Here is a 14,018-nt window from a genome sequence, read left to right on the forward strand (position 1 = left end):
GAAGGAGTGTTCATGAATGTCCGAAGCATACAAAAACGCAGGGGTAGATATCGCTGCCGGTAATGAAGCAGTAGAACGGATGAAAAAGCACGTTAAACGTACCTTCCGTCCCGAAGTGCTGACGGACTTGGGCGGATTCGGTGCATTGTTCGGCCTGAATAAGGATAAGTACGAGGAGCCTGTACTCGTTTCCGGTACCGATGGTGTCGGCACGAAGCTGAAGCTTGCTTTCGCAATGGATCGTCATGACACCATTGGTATTGACGCGGTTGCGATGTGTGTAAACGACATTGTCGTCGGGGGAGCGGAGCCACTTTTTTTTCTGGATTACCTCGCTTGTGACAAGGTTGTGCCCGAGAAAATTGAAGCTATAGTCGCTGGAATCGCAGAGGGATGCCATCAATCGGGCTGTGCGCTGGTCGGCGGTGAAACCGCAGAAATGCCAGGGATGTATAGCGAGGGTGAATATGATATTGCCGGATTCACGGTAGGGATTGTAGATAAAAGCAAAATTATCAACGGTAGCTCCATTGCTCCCGGAGACACAGTGATCGGTCTGGCCTCCAGTGGAGTTCACAGTAACGGCTTCTCACTGGTGCGCAAGCTGTTATTGGAACAGCAGGGTTATGATTTGCATGATGAAATCGAAGGCTTGAACGGCAAACTGGGCGATGTACTGCTGGAGCCGACGAAAATTTACGTGAAATCTGTTTTGGCATTGCTGGACAAGGTAAAAGTAAAAGGCATGGCGCATATCACAGGTGGCGGTTTTATTGAAAATATCCCTAGAGTGTTACCGGATCACGTCAATGTGGATATAGAATACGGCACTTGGCCGATTTTGCCAATCTTCCAGCTCATGCAGGAAAAAGGCGTAATCTCCAACAAAGACATGTTCACAACCTTTAATATGGGTATTGGGATGATAATCGTTGTAGGCGAAGAGCATGCACAGACTGCACTGGAAGTTCTGAAGGAACAGGGCGAAGCCGCATATGTGATCGGAAAAGTAACGGAAGGCAGTTCTATCGTGACCTTTACGGGAGCAGAGGTGTAATGAACGAGTACCGGATTGCTGTTTTTGCATCAGGCGAAGGGACGAATTTTCAGTCATTGGTGGATGCGGCTGCGCGAGGAGAACTGGGTGGCGCCTCGGTAGAATTGCTCATCTGTGACAAGCCTGCGGCTCCTGCCGTAGCTAGAGCCCAGAAAGCTGGAATTGCGTGCCATACTTTTCGACCCAAGGAATATCCTTCTCGAGAAGACTATGAGCGTGAATTGGTGGCTTTACTGGAGCAGAAATCGATTGATCTCATCGTGTTAGCTGGCTACATGCGTTTGCTATCCAGCGTCATGGTCGATGCCTACGCAGGAAAAATTATTAATATTCATCCGTCACTACTTCCGGCATTTCCAGGGAAAGATGCTGTTGGACAGGCATTGACCTATGGGGTCAAGGTAAGTGGCGTTACCGTTCATTTTGTGGACGGGGGCATGGACACGGGAGCCATTATTGCCCAGCGTGTCGTGGAAGTTGACGACCATGATACAGCGGAATCCTTATCCGCAGCCATTCAATCCGTGGAACGCCAGCTATATCCAGAGGTAGTTGGCAAATTGGCCCAAGGTAAAATCCAATTAAATGGTCGCAAAGTGATTTCACTTCTCTAAGAATGATTGTAATTTGTCATATCATTGTCATATCAAGGATGCTGTACAGGCATTTTCCGATATTTCTCGGGAAATAAAATGATAAAAGAGAATTTTGCAAAATTCTGAAAGAGCTAAAGGAGGAGACAGGGTGAGTATTAAAAGAGCGCTCGTCAGCGTATCGGATAAGCGGGGGATCGTGGAATTTTGCCGCGAGTTGTCCAAATTGGGTGTGGAGATCGTTTCGACAGGGGGAACGAGCAGCTTGTTGTCGAAGAAGGGCATTCCCGTCATCGGCATTTCAGAGATAACGGGTTTTCCTGAAATTATGGATGGACGTGTAAAAACACTCCACCCTGCGGTACACAGCGGCTTGCTGGCTGTTCGGGATAATGAAGAGCATCAGCGTCAGATGAAAGAACTTGGATTGGGTTATATTGATCTGGTCGTTGTGAATCTGTATCCTTTTGCGGAAACGATCGCCAAACCCGGTGTAACTTATGAGGACGCGATTGAAAATATCGACATCGGCGGTCCAACGATGCTTCGTTCTGCGGCAAAAAATCATGCTTTTGTCAGTGTGGTAGTCGATGCTGATGACTATAGCACAGTGTTGGAGGAAATTCGTAAGGATGGCGATACGGAACTGAATACCCGTAAGCGTTTGGCCGCAAAAGTTTTCCGTCATACGGCGTCATACGACGCTTTGATATCCGATTATTTGTCGAATGTGACAGGTGAGCCGTTGCCTGAGCGTTACACTGTAACCTATGAAAAAATTCAGGATTTGCGTTATGGCGAAAATCCACATCAGCAGGCGGCATTTTACCGTGAGCCATTGGCGGCAAAGGGTACGCTGACAACAGCGAAACAACTTCACGGCAAAGAGCTGTCTTACAATAACATCAATGATGCTAATGCCGCTTTGCAAATCGTCAAAGAATTCAGCGAACCTACCGTAGTAGCAGTTAAGCATATGAATCCTTGTGGTGTGGGGATTGGCGGAAGTATTTATGAAGCGTACAGCAAGGCGTATGCAGCTGATCCAACCTCGATTTTCGGTGGCATCGTAGCGGCTAACCGGATTATTGATGGTGATACAGCGAATAAGCTGAGTGAGATCTTTTTGGAAATTGTACTGGCACCGGGCTTTACGAAAGAAGCATTGGAGACTTTAACGAAAAAGAAAAATATTCGTTTGCTTGATCTGGGTGAGCTTTCCCGGTCTGAACAGGCAGAGAGCCGTTTCGTCGTGACTTCCATTGAAGGTGGTATGGTAGTTCAGCAAAATGACATTCACGCTGTAGACTCAGATGCACTTACAGTTGTAACGGAGCGGGCACCATCCGAGGAAGAACTGAGACAGCTTTTGTTTAGCTGGAAAGTGGTTAAGCATGTGAAATCCAACGCCATCGTACTGGCGGCAGATAATATGACCATTGGCGTAGGCGCAGGACAAATGAACCGTGTCGGCGCGGCCAAGATTGCTATCGAGCAGGCCGGTGACAAAGCAAAAGGTGCCGTACTGGCATCCGATGCATTTTTTCCGATGGGCGATACGTTGGAGTTGGCAGCTAAAGCAGGCATCACAGCAGTTATTCAGCCGGGCGGCTCCATCAAAGACGAAGAGTCCATCAAGGTTGCAAACGAATACGGCATTGCCATGGTCTTTACAGGCGTACGTCATTTCAAGCACTAACTTGTATGAGTTGAGGATGCAGCAGCATTTTCACCTGAACAATCTTAATGGGAGCGGGAGGAAACACCTGAATGGATATTTTGGTTATCGGAGGGGGCGGCCGCGAACATGCAATTGTGTGGGCGCTGAAGAAAAGCCCCAAGGCCGGGCAAATCTATTGCGCACCAGGCAATGCTGGTATCGGACAGTTAGCGGAGTGCGTGCCGATTCCGGTGAGTGACTTTGACGCGCTGACAGAACTGGCGGAATCCAAAAAGGTAGGACTTGTCGTGGTTGGTCCCGATGATCCGCTGGCAGATGGTATTGTGGATGCTTTTGAAGCGAAAGGCATTCCAGTATTCGGACCGCGTAAAAATGCAGCGGAAATTGAAGGCAGCAAAATCTTCATGAAGGATTTGCTCCATAAATATCATATTCCGACAGCAACCTATCGCAAGTTTTATACTTACGAGGAAGCACATGCATACTTGAAGGAACAACCGATTCCGGTTGTCATTAAGGCAGACGGACTCGCGGCAGGCAAAGGGGTAACGGTCGCTTACTCAATGGAGGAAGCGGAAAAGGCTCTCTCTGACATTATGGTGACCAAGGTGTTTGGTGAAGCCGGGGCACAGGTCGTGATCGAGGAGTTTCTGGCTGGTCAGGAAATGTCGATTCTCTCCTTTGTCGACGGCGAAACGGTTCGTCCGATGGCCGCGGCCCAAGACCACAAGCCCATTTTTGATGGTGACAAAGGGCCGAATACAGGTGGCATGGGTACGTATTCTCCGTTGCCTCACATAGCCAATTCTATTATTGAGGAAGCAATTGAGACGATCATCAAGCCGACGGCCAAGGCCATGGTTGCTGAAGGGCGTCCATTCCGAGGTGTATTATTTGCCGGATTGATGATTTCGCCGGATGGCAAGCCAAAGACCATTGAGTTTAATGCACGTTTCGGTGATCCGGAAACTCAAGTGGTTCTGCCTCGTTTAAAATCCGATCTGCTCGATATTTTTCTTGCTGCTGTAAATGGCACGCTGGATCAGGTGGAGATCGAGTGGAAGGATGAAGCGGCGGTATGTGTGGTGCTGGCATCTGGAGGTTATCCTGGAGCTTACGCCAAAGGTGTACCTATCCACGGATTGGAACAGGTAGACGAAGCTATCGTGTTCCATGCTGGAACGGGCATCAACGAACAGGGTGAGTGGGTAACGAACGGCGGACGTGTATTAGGTGTGGTCGGCTTGGGACGTGATATTGCCGGGGCACGGAACAAAGCTTACGAACAGGCGGATCGTATTACCTTTGAAGGTAAACAAAACCGTACGGACATTGCGGCAAAAGCATTGCTGTAGCAGCGATATAAAGGATAAAGAGAACCTCTGTGGAGGTTCTCTTTTTGTTCAAAGGAAATAAAGTTGTAGACTGAGAAAATAAAGCGTTTTCTTAGTGCTTGGTTTACAGCAACAAGGAATTCACCCAAAAAAGGTTGTTTTAGTTCATTCAAATGATTAAACTAACGGTTAATAGTAGGTTCAAGTAATTGATGAGATGAAGAGGGGGAAACCGAAATGAAGACGATCAAGTGCATGATGGACCACCTGTACTGGGCGGACGGACGCATCTTGGACGCGCTCGAGGAGAGTGAGACGAAGAACAAGGAACTTCTGAAGCTGGTTCGGCACGTCGCGGTCGCGGAACGAGTCTGGCTGTCCCGATTGCAGGGCAAGGGTAGCGCGCAATATTCGTTGTGGGAGGAAGCAGAAGACCTGACGGCGATTCGGACGATATTCGAAGAAAACGCCGAACAATATCGCGTCTATATCGAAGGGCTCGAGGAATCCGAGTTGGACGAGATGATCGACTATGCGAACCAGAGCGGGGTTCCGTTCCGAACGTCCGTCCGGGACATCCTGTCGCAGGTCCTCTTACATGGTCAATATCACCGGGGACAGATCAACCGGTCGCTTCGGATCGAATCGGCAGAGCCTACCCAAGTCGATTACATCACGTTCGCGAGGCTCTAACAGAGCCTAATAATCACCTTTACTCGGAATGGGATTGGCATGAACGACGGGTACGATAGCTCAACAAATTGCTTTTACCATATAAGAGCAACAAGCTAATGTATATTAGCAGACGATGGTGTTTTATAAGTGATAAGAACCTACACTGCCTTATTTAGGATCAAAGAGAGCCCATACCCTTATAAATTGGAAAATTAATTTGCTTCCAAATACGGTTATGGGCTTATTTACTTTTCATAAGCACTACATTAGACTGCCGGTACTTGTTTAAGCTAACGGGCAGGGGAGTTACAATATGTAGAATTGTAGGATAACCAACTCGATGGAAATATTATGTCATTCAAAAAGAGCATAACGATTCTTTACTGATCGTTCTCAATATGTTATATTAATTGAGGGAGGGAGATTGGAATGGCGAGAAGCAAGGAGTTTGAAGAGAAAGAAGTCTTGGATAAGGCGATGCGGCTCTTTTGGGAGCAGGGATACGAGAAAACGTCCATGACCGAGTTGGTTGAGCATATGGGTATTCATCGAAGAAGTTTGTATGATACTTTTGGAGATAAGCATAGTCTGTTCCTGAAAGCGATGGATTGGTTTGACGACAAAATCATCGCCGCACTTGCAGGAGGGGTTAAACGATCCAAGACCGCATCGGAGGCATTACAGTTTATTTTTAGCTTCATGATCGACGGGGATGAGGACTCGCCAGCCGGCTGCTTAATGGTGAATTCGGCCGTAGAATTGGCGGCGCGTGACGTCGAGGTGGACAACAAGTCCACGAAAGCATTCACGACAGCAGAGCAATTGCTCAGGGAGATTATTCTTTGGGGACAACGTGACGGTGAATTCACCTCCACATACAATGCTGAGGAATTGGCGGAATACCTGCATAATGTATGGATTGGGTTAAGGGTAATGGCAAGAACCTCGGCTTCCAGAGAAAAGCTTCACCGTATTACTCATATTTCGATGAAGTTCCTGGAAGAATAAGGGTAATTGTGGTAGTCAGTTCAGATGTGAAGTGTCCCTTCTGCTAATCCATGCTCTTTGCGATCGAGTTATCTTACGCCTATTTTAGAATGAACATTCTAAAAACGCCGAAAGAAGCTCTAAAGCATAGTTTACAATGAAGTTTATCAGCGCAGTTAAAACAACAAACAACACAACACATAAAAACAACAGAGTAAGGCACTCAGCATTTTTTTTAACGATTTTGAGAGTGACCGTTCTCGTTAGAAAACAAGTATCGAGTAAAACTCGCTTACCGTAATTACTACGTATCAAAACGCAGACCAAATAGCTTCAAGAAAACAATTTCATAAACAAAATACAATAAAAGGAGCACATGAAAATGAATATTTCTCAACAAGTTGCATTTGTCACTGGCGCGAACCGAGGTTTTGGTCGCCATCTTGCCCTTGAACTTCTATCCAGAGGGGCTAAGGTGTATGCCGGAGCAAGAAATCCGCAGTCCATTGACATTCCCGGTGCAATTCCTGTAAAGCTTGATATTACGAACCCTCAAGAGGTAGCGGCAGCTGCTATGGCCGCTCAAGATGTTACGCTTCTGATCAACAATGCAGGCTCGGCTACAGGAGCTACTTTGCTTGACGGTGATCTCGATCAAATACAGTTGGAATTTAATACGCACTTCTTTGGCACATTATCCATGATTCGCAATTTCGCACCTATTCTTATTAATAATGGTGGGGGATCCATACTGAATATCCTTTCCGCATTATCATGGTTCAGTAGTGGCGGGAGTGAAGGCGCTTATTCGGCTGCAAAGGCGGCTGCGTGGGCAATGACGAACGAGTTACGCTTAAATCTGTATCCTCAAAATGTGAGAGTAGCTGGCTTGCATGTGGGCTTTATGGATACAGACATGACGTCAGGCGTTGAAGCTCCGAAGTCCAACCCTGCTGATATTGCAAAAATTGCAATTGATGGAATAGAGTCCGATAGCTTTGAAATTCTTGCTGATGAACCGAGCCGTCAACTCCAGCGTGCTCTCGCTGGCGGTGTAGCTGCTATTTACCCACAGCTTAAATGATGAGCAAAACTGTACTAATTACCGGAGCGTCGGGCGGAATTGGAAAAGAGCTGGCGGATCGTTTCGCCAAAGACGGATACGATTTGGTGCTGGTCGCACGCAGCGAGGACAAGCTCGTGGATCTCGCGAGGGAATATCGGAAAAAGTACCGTGTCCAAACGACATACATCGCCAAAGATGTTGCATTACCTGGCGTGGCAGAGGAAATCTACAGGGAGCTTAAAGAAAAAGGGATCACCGTCGACTTTCTTGTTAATAATGCGGGCTTCGGCTTGTACGGGGAATTCTTGGAGACACAGTTGGAGCAAGAGATGAATATGATCGACATTAATATCAAGGCTCTGACTGTAATGACTAAGGTGTTCTTACCGGATATGGTCAAAAGGCAGCAAGGGGGCGTGCTAAATGTGGCTTCGTTGGTGGCTTTTTTTCCTGGACCACTGATGGCAGTTTACTATGCGACAAAAGCGTACGTACTATCGTTCACTGAGGCTTTGGAAAATGAGCTGCGGGGCACAGGCGTGACTGTGTCCGCACTCTGTCCGGGAGCGACAGCGACTGGCTTTGTCGATCGTGCTGGGCTAGCCACCTCAAAGCTGTTTAGAAGCGGCGTCATGGAGGTTGGGCAGGTGGCTGACATAGGATATCGCGAATTCTTGCGGGGCAAGACTTTAATCATAACAGGGGGGCGCAACAAGTTCATGGCGTTCTTGCCGCGGTTGCTGCCTCGCAAGCTCATGACAAATGCGGTCAGATCCGCACAGGCTAAAGTGGAGCGATAATCGAAAGACATTGGAGTTAATAAACTCAATTCAAAGAGGGGGTTTTAAAATGGAAAAACTGTGGAGCAAAACGAAAATTGGCAACCTGGAATTACCTCATCGGTTAGCGATGGCACCAATGACACGTAGTAGAGCGCAAGAGGATGGTACGCCGGGAGAGCTAACTTCCCATTATTATGCTCAAAGAGCATCGATGGGTTTAATTATTACTGAAGGCACACAACCTTCTGATGATGGTCAAGGTTACTTAAGGTCACCGGGCATCTATACGGAAAAGCATATTGAAGGTTGGAAAAAGGTTACGGATGCGGTACATGAAGAAGGTGGATTTATATTTATCCAATTAATGCATGTCGGTCGTGTGTCGCACCCCGACAATACACCACATCATCGTCAACCCGTTGCACCATCTGCGATCGCACCCGGTGTAGAAATGTTTACGGCTAAAGGGATGCAGGAAATACCCGTTCCAAGAGAGTTAAGTGAAGAAAATATCCAGACGACAATTGCAGACTTCCGGAAAGCAGCAGCGGCAGCTATTAAAGCAGGAGCCGACGGCGTTGAAATTCATGGAGCAAATGGTTATCTGATTAATCAATTTATTGGGGAGAATTCTAATATACGATCGGATAAATACGGTGGATCGATAGAGAACCGTGCTCGCTTTGCAATTGAAGTAACGAAAGCAATCGTTGAAGAAATTGGAGCAGAACGAACAGGCTTCCGTATTTCGCCGGGAACACCTCTTAACGGAATTGATGAGGGCGAACACAGTCTTGAAGTTTATCTTCACCTTGTAAAAGAATTAGCTCAATATAATTTAGCTTACCTCCATGTTATGCATTTAGGGAACGAAACACTGCTCCGTGAAATTCGCAACATCTGGCCAAATCCATTATTAGTCAATAGAGCTGGACGGGCTCTAGAAGATCTTAGTGTAGATATTGATAATGGCCTTGCTGATATGGCGCCAGTCGGGGTATGGTCATTAGCTAATCCGGACTTAGTTGAACGCCTTAAAGAAGGCTTTCCTTTGAATGAAGCAGATCGTAAAACATTGTACTCTGGTAACGGAAGCGAGGGTTACACAGATTATCCTACGATGAAAGAACTTCAATCTCAACATCAGTAAAGAATAACATGGATATTGCTTTATGATGGCGTACAAGTTAAAGTACGCCATCAATTTTTCCAATAAACGAATGTGGAATTAAGATAAATGAGAAAAGGAGAAGATGAAGAATTGAAAGCTGCGCAAATGCAAAAATATTCAAAACAAATCCAATTAGAAATAAACAATATAAAAATACCGGAAATCAATAACCATGAGGTTCTTATCAAAGTAAAAGCTGCAGGTGTAAATCCCTTAGACATTCTTATTTTAAATGGTAGTATTCGCATGATTGCCGATTATGACTTCCCTTTAACTTTAGGAAACGAACTATCCGGCGTTATTGAGGCTGTTGGAAAAGATGTTGTGAAATTCAAGGTTGGAGATCCCGTTTATACGAGGCTGCCAATAAATAAAATCGGAGCTTTTGCTGAGTATGCGGCAGTCCATGAGGATGCGATTTCCGTTATGCCTAAAAATCTTTCTTTTATTGAGGCCGCCGCGGTACCCCTCACGGCTTTGACTGCATATCAAGCCTTGCATGATGTACTTCATGTTCAACCCGATAAAAAACTATTTATTTCTGGAGGAACCGGCGGCTTTGGTACGATGGCTATAATTTTGATGACATTAACATGGCTTTAAATAAAGTTTCTACTGGCCACTCCGAAGGAAAAGTGATAGTAACCTTCTAAGGAGAGGATATATGAATTTTGGAAATACGCTCGAAAGGTGCCTTGGCATAACACCACATTCACGCTTCGTAGCATTTGGCTGATTACGCTAAAGGAGAACGTTAGTTTAATAAAACAGCAGTAGTCTAAGACTGCCGCTGTCTTTTTTGTTGGCGCCAGTCTAATACTTATTTTATGGGATCTGTCGGTTAAAATTCAAAAGCCGCTTGGAGCAGCAAAACTTTATTTTCTTCTGACACTTTTTTCTTTGACAAAAGTATACTTATCCTATAGGATTAAAAATACAAAACTGACTGACTGATCAATCGGGAGGAGGGAACCCATGCAGCCACGAAAGGCGAAGCAGTCCGAGACCGTCCCAAATGACCAACCTTCCGAGCACGCGGGGGAAGAAACAGACCGCAGAACACAGCTTCTTCACATTGCATTGAAGCGGTTCGCCGAGCAGGGTTACCATCAAACAAAGATTTCAGATATCGTGGTAGAGGCGGGAGTAGCCCAAGGCACGTTTTATTGGCATTTTAGAAGTAAAGAGGCACTGGCGCTGGAGATTATCGCTACCGGTCGTGAACAACTACTGTCAGCGATTGGACAGGGATATCGCCGTGATGCGGGAACGCTGGCTGATATGGTTAAGGCATCGGAGGCGCTGTTTGTTCGGTTATTTGATTTTGCATTGGAGAACCGCTATCTGATGGGTTTGCTGCTGATCGGCAGTGGTGTCGATGAACCGGTGCGCCAGAGTATCCGAGAGACAAGGGCCGCGATGGAGCTGGCATTCCGGCGCAATATGGAAAGAGCGATCGAGCTGAACATGTTGCCTGCTGAATTGGATGTCGAATTAAGGGCGGCACTACTCATGAGTATGATCGAAGGTGTCATTACACGCTGGCTATTCGGTTCAGAGGGAACATATGACCACATCACGCAGATAACTGCTAAAAGATTGGCAGCAGAGGCGGCTAATTTTGAGTTTTATGGACTATTAGGTCAAAGCTAGAGGGTCAACATCGCATGAATGGGTAGTTGGCAACAAATAATATAGCCAAATCACATATATGAACTCAATCATTTACATCCAGACAGGAGAGAAGGATACATGAAAATACGTAAAAAAGGGTTCTTGGTAACTACACTCATAGCTGTGGCATTGTTCAGCCTTGTGCTGAGCGCTTGCGGTACTAAGCCAGAAGCTTCTAATACTAGCAATGGAGCGGGTAGCAGTAATGTGGCAGCGAGTAACCAGCTCGAAGCAATCAAGAAGGCTGGTGTAATTAAGGTAGGCATGATGGGCACCTATCCGCCGTACAATTTCCTGAACGATAACAAGGAATTGGACGGATTTGATGTGGATATCGCCAAAGAATTGGCGAAGCGGATTGGAGTGAAACCAGAGTTCACGGCACAAGAATTCTCGGGACTGGTTCCAAGTTTGCAAAAGAAAAAATTCGATGCAGTGATTAGTCAGGTGACGATTACAGAGGATCGTAAGAAGGCTATTGACTTCACAGAGCCTTATATCACAAACAATGTAAATATTATCGTAAACAGCAAAACAAATGATATTACCAAGCTGGAGGACTTTAAAGGCAAAACCATTGGTGTCGGCTTGGGAACGAATGATGAATCTTATCTGCGGAATGAAGTACTGCCGAAGGTTGGCGATTTTGAGATTAAAACGTATGATGATGTCATTACTTCCTTAAAGGATCTAAACTCTGGTCGTATTGACGCAACAATTAACAATCTGTATGCTCTCAAGCCCATTATCGATAAAAACGGGTTCCAAATTAAAGCCGTAGGCGAGCCGATTAAATCGGATCAAGCGGGTGTAGCCATTAACCAGAAAACTCCTGAGCTCAAAGAAGCCTTGAACAAGGCTTTGAAGGAAATGAAGGAAGACGGCACTTACAAAACAATTTTCAAAAAATGGTTTGGCGAGGAGCCAAAAGAATAACGTAAGCCTGTTAGAGGCGTCTGGCTCCAGTCTTGGCTTTCATGCTGACATGGGGCCACTCGTCTGAAAGAAGGGAATATAACCAATGCTTGAATTAATGTGGGAGAACGTCCCTTTTTTATTAAAGGGTGCTTATTATACACTATATATTACGATTGTCTCTATGTTTTTTGGCCTAATCATTGGTTTGATTGTTGCTGTGGCCCGGTTGAAGGGGAATCGACCTGTTCGATGGCTGGCGCGCATGTATGTATCGATCATTCGGGGGACGCCGGTTTTGGTGCAGATTGCGGTCATTTATTATGGACTGGATGATTATGGAATATCATTCGGATCGCTGACAGCTGCTTGTCTGGCACTTAGCATTAATACAGGGGCGTACTTATCGGAGACGTTCCGTGGAGCTATTTTAGCCGTACCCCAGGGACAGACCGAGGCAGCTTATGCAACGGGAATGTCGCCTGGTCAAACGATGTGGCGTATTATTCTTCCTCAGGCGGTACGGATCGCAATTGCACCGATGGGGAATACATTTGTAGGTATGCTTAAAGAAACGTCGCTGGTGTCGGTTATCGGGGTCAGTGAATTGATGCGGCAGGCACAGCTTTTACAGGCGCAGTATTTGCTTTACATGCCGTTTTTGCTCGAAATTGGCCTGATGTACTGGATTATGAGCATTGGATTCTCCGCCATACTGGAGCGGGTGGAAAAGCGTCTGGCTCGAGCTTATTAAGGTGGAGATGATAGATGATGATAACAACTAACGGATTAGGTAAACGATTCGGACAGGTAGAGGTTTTGAAAAGCATTGATTTTCAGGTTGCCGCTCGTGAAATCGTCGTATTACTCGGCCCGAGCGGTTCAGGTAAAAGTACCTTGCTGCGCTGCCTGAACGGTCTAGAAGAGCTGTCTTCCGGCAAGTTTGAGGTGAATGGGATTGAGGTCGATGCTACGGCTCCCGTTCGTGTCCGCCAAGCAGCCATTCGTGAGATTCGCAAACAGACAGGGATGGTGTTCCAGCAGTTCAATCTGTATCCGCACAAAACCGCAATCGGCAATGTCATTGAAGGACTGCTGACAGTAAAAAAAATGCCGCGCGACAAGGCTATTTCCATCGGACAACGGTTGTTGGAGCGGGTGGGGTTATCGGAAAAGCAGGATGTACATCCTTCACGTCTGTCCGGTGGACAACAGCAACGAGTTGCCATTGCGCGTGCGCTGGCGATGGACCCGGCGATTATGCTGTTCGACGAGCCGACATCGGCGCTTGATCCCGAGCTGGTAGGGGAAGTGCTGGGTGTTATGCGAGAGCTGGCTCAAGACGGAATGACGATGGTCGTCGTTACTCATGAGATGAAATTTGCTCGCGAGGTGGCGGACAAGGTCGTATTTATGGCAGATGGTATCATTTTGGAGGAGGCAGCGCCACAGGCGTTTTTTGACACTCCCCAGCATGAGAGAACACAGAAATTTTTACGCCAAATCAGTGAATTTTAAAGTAAGATCGAGGATGAATCATAGATTATTAAGATGGAAAGAAGGCCTTTGAACATGAAAGTATCTACAACTTGGCACGGCAAACGCGCGTTTACTTCGGAGGGTCCATCCGGTTATTCCGTTGGGATGGATGCTACGGCGGCTTATGGCGGTGATGGTAAAGGGATGACACCCATGGAACTGCTGTTGGCGGGTCTGGCGGGATGTATGGGCATTGATATTACGATGATTTTGGATCGTTTCTTGTCGGACATTACTCGCATCGATATTGACGCAGAAGGTACGCGCAAGGAAGAAATGCCGACAGGCTTTACAGCGATTGATCTGACATTCCACGTAGATGGAGATATTCCGGATTACCGCGTATGGAAAGCGATTCAGATGGGTAAGGAAAAATATTGTGCAGTATCCGATTCCTTAAAAGCGGAAATTCGGATGCACCTCATATTGAATGGAACCGAAGTACCCTATCCAGCATAAGTGTTAAAGGATAGTGAAAGAGAGTCAGCCTGTGTTATATACAGGAGGCTCTCTTTTTTATGTTATTTGAAAATATGACACGTAA

The 14,018-nt window shown here is 46.4% G+C and carries 14 protein-coding genes and 1 pseudogene; all 15 read left to right on the top strand.

All coding sequences use genetic code 11. The features are described from left to right. The first annotated feature begins 16 nt into the window (after window positions 1–16). The 15 genes and pseudogenes from purM (at window position 17) to NLX74_RS18465 (ending at window position 13,933) form a co-directional block, all read left to right on the top strand. Window positions 17–1,057 carry a phosphoribosylformylglycinamidine cyclo-ligase gene (gene purM / locus NLX74_RS18395; RefSeq protein ID WP_254329574.1) on the top strand — a complete coding sequence of 347 codons (1,041 nt, stop codon included), beginning with the start codon at window positions 17–19 and terminating at the stop codon, window positions 1,055–1,057. Beyond that, window positions 1,057–1,671: a phosphoribosylglycinamide formyltransferase gene (gene purN / locus NLX74_RS18400; protein ID WP_069012413.1), complete on the top strand. Its 615-nt coding sequence runs from the start codon at window positions 1,057–1,059 to the stop codon at window positions 1,669–1,671. The genes purM and purN overlap by 1 nt, the downstream gene beginning before the upstream one ends. Window positions 1,672–1,801: 130 nt before the next feature. Further along, complete coding sequence (purH, locus tag NLX74_RS18405) at window positions 1,802–3,349, top strand: bifunctional phosphoribosylaminoimidazolecarboxamide formyltransferase/IMP cyclohydrolase (protein ID WP_254329575.1); 1,548 nt, start codon at window positions 1,802–1,804, stop codon at window positions 3,347–3,349. 71 nt (window positions 3,350–3,420) lie between these two features. Continuing rightward, the gene (gene purD / locus NLX74_RS18410; RefSeq protein ID WP_061832072.1) at window positions 3,421–4,686 is read left to right on the top strand and encodes a phosphoribosylamine--glycine ligase; all 1,266 of its coding nucleotides are present in this window, start codon (window positions 3,421–3,423) and stop codon (window positions 4,684–4,686) included. Between the two features lie 216 nt (window positions 4,687–4,902). Then, window positions 4,903–5,358, top strand: a complete 456-nt coding sequence (locus tag NLX74_RS18415) for a DinB family protein (protein ID WP_254329576.1) — start codon at window positions 4,903–4,905, stop codon at window positions 5,356–5,358. A 411-nt stretch (window positions 5,359–5,769) separates the two neighbouring features. Beyond that, window positions 5,770–6,348, top strand: a complete 579-nt coding sequence (locus NLX74_RS18420) for a TetR/AcrR family transcriptional regulator (protein WP_254329577.1) — start codon at window positions 5,770–5,772, stop codon at window positions 6,346–6,348. Window positions 6,349–6,709: 361 nt separating this feature from the next. After that, a complete protein-coding gene (locus NLX74_RS18425) occupies window positions 6,710–7,411 on the top strand; it encodes an SDR family oxidoreductase (RefSeq protein ID WP_025723270.1) in 702 nt (233 codons plus the stop codon). Next, on the top strand, window positions 7,408–8,193 hold the full coding sequence (locus tag NLX74_RS18430) for an SDR family NAD(P)-dependent oxidoreductase (protein WP_254327222.1): 786 nt from the start codon (window positions 7,408–7,410) through the stop codon (window positions 8,191–8,193). Before NLX74_RS18425 ends, NLX74_RS18430 begins: the two co-directional genes overlap by 4 nt. A gap of 49 nt (window positions 8,194–8,242) precedes the next feature. Further along, on the top strand, window positions 8,243–9,325 hold the full coding sequence (locus tag NLX74_RS18435; protein WP_235307278.1) for an alkene reductase: 1,083 nt from the start codon (window positions 8,243–8,245) through the stop codon (window positions 9,323–9,325). 111 nt (window positions 9,326–9,436) lie between these two features. Then, a pseudogene (locus tag NLX74_RS18440) lies at window positions 9,437–9,922 on the top strand (NADP-dependent oxidoreductase); the annotation flags it as partial. 399 nt (window positions 9,923–10,321) lie between these two features. Continuing rightward, entirely contained in the window at window positions 10,322–10,999 is a 678-nt protein-coding gene (locus NLX74_RS18445; RefSeq protein WP_235307279.1) for a TetR/AcrR family transcriptional regulator, read from the top strand. A 99-nt stretch (window positions 11,000–11,098) separates the two neighbouring features. After that, entirely contained in the window at window positions 11,099–11,956 is an 858-nt protein-coding gene (locus NLX74_RS18450; RefSeq protein ID WP_254329578.1) for a substrate-binding periplasmic protein, read from the top strand. Window positions 11,957–12,041: 85 nt separating this feature from the next. After that, complete coding sequence (locus NLX74_RS18455) at window positions 12,042–12,689, top strand: amino acid ABC transporter permease (protein WP_039272371.1); 648 nt, start codon at window positions 12,042–12,044, stop codon at window positions 12,687–12,689. A gap of 14 nt (window positions 12,690–12,703) precedes the next feature. Beyond that, window positions 12,704–13,453 carry an amino acid ABC transporter ATP-binding protein gene (locus tag NLX74_RS18460; protein ID WP_081112529.1) on the top strand — a complete coding sequence of 250 codons (750 nt, stop codon included), beginning with the start codon at window positions 12,704–12,706 and terminating at the stop codon, window positions 13,451–13,453. A gap of 54 nt (window positions 13,454–13,507) precedes the next feature. Further along, complete coding sequence (locus NLX74_RS18465; protein WP_023987060.1) at window positions 13,508–13,933, top strand: OsmC family protein; 426 nt, start codon at window positions 13,508–13,510, stop codon at window positions 13,931–13,933. The last annotated feature ends 85 nt before the right edge of the window (window positions 13,934–14,018 follow it).

Source organism: Paenibacillus sp. MZ03-122A, assembly GCF_024213325.1.
Lineage (GTDB): Bacteria > Bacillota > Bacilli > Paenibacillales > Paenibacillaceae > Paenibacillus > Paenibacillus polymyxa_B.

Bases quoted from the DNA above. Each gene is read 5' to 3' on its own strand.
- purM (WP_254329574.1), top strand. From the start codon at position 17: ATGTCCGAAGCATACAAAAACGCAGGGGTAGATATCGCTGCCGGTAAT.
- purN (WP_069012413.1), top strand. From the start codon at position 1,057: ATGAACGAGTACCGGATTGCTGTTTTTGCATCAGGCGAAGGGACGAAT.
- purD (WP_061832072.1), top strand. From the start codon at position 3,421: ATGGATATTTTGGTTATCGGAGGGGGCGGCCGCGAACATGCAATTGTG.
- NLX74_RS18415 (WP_254329576.1), top strand. From the start codon at position 4,903: ATGAAGACGATCAAGTGCATGATGGACCACCTGTACTGGGCGGACGGA.
- NLX74_RS18420 (WP_254329577.1), top strand. From the start codon at position 5,770: ATGGCGAGAAGCAAGGAGTTTGAAGAGAAAGAAGTCTTGGATAAGGCG.
- NLX74_RS18425 (WP_025723270.1), top strand. From the start codon at position 6,710: ATGAATATTTCTCAACAAGTTGCATTTGTCACTGGCGCGAACCGAGGT.
- NLX74_RS18430 (WP_254327222.1), top strand. From the start codon at position 7,408: ATGATGAGCAAAACTGTACTAATTACCGGAGCGTCGGGCGGAATTGGA.
- NLX74_RS18435 (WP_235307278.1), top strand. From the start codon at position 8,243: ATGGAAAAACTGTGGAGCAAAACGAAAATTGGCAACCTGGAATTACCT.
- NLX74_RS18445 (WP_235307279.1), top strand. From the start codon at position 10,322: ATGCAGCCACGAAAGGCGAAGCAGTCCGAGACCGTCCCAAATGACCAA.
- NLX74_RS18450 (WP_254329578.1), top strand. From the start codon at position 11,099: ATGAAAATACGTAAAAAAGGGTTCTTGGTAACTACACTCATAGCTGTG.
- NLX74_RS18455 (WP_039272371.1), top strand. From the start codon at position 12,042: ATGCTTGAATTAATGTGGGAGAACGTCCCTTTTTTATTAAAGGGTGCT.
- NLX74_RS18460 (WP_081112529.1), top strand. From the start codon at position 12,704: ATGATGATAACAACTAACGGATTAGGTAAACGATTCGGACAGGTAGAG.
- NLX74_RS18465 (WP_023987060.1), top strand. From the start codon at position 13,508: ATGAAAGTATCTACAACTTGGCACGGCAAACGCGCGTTTACTTCGGAG.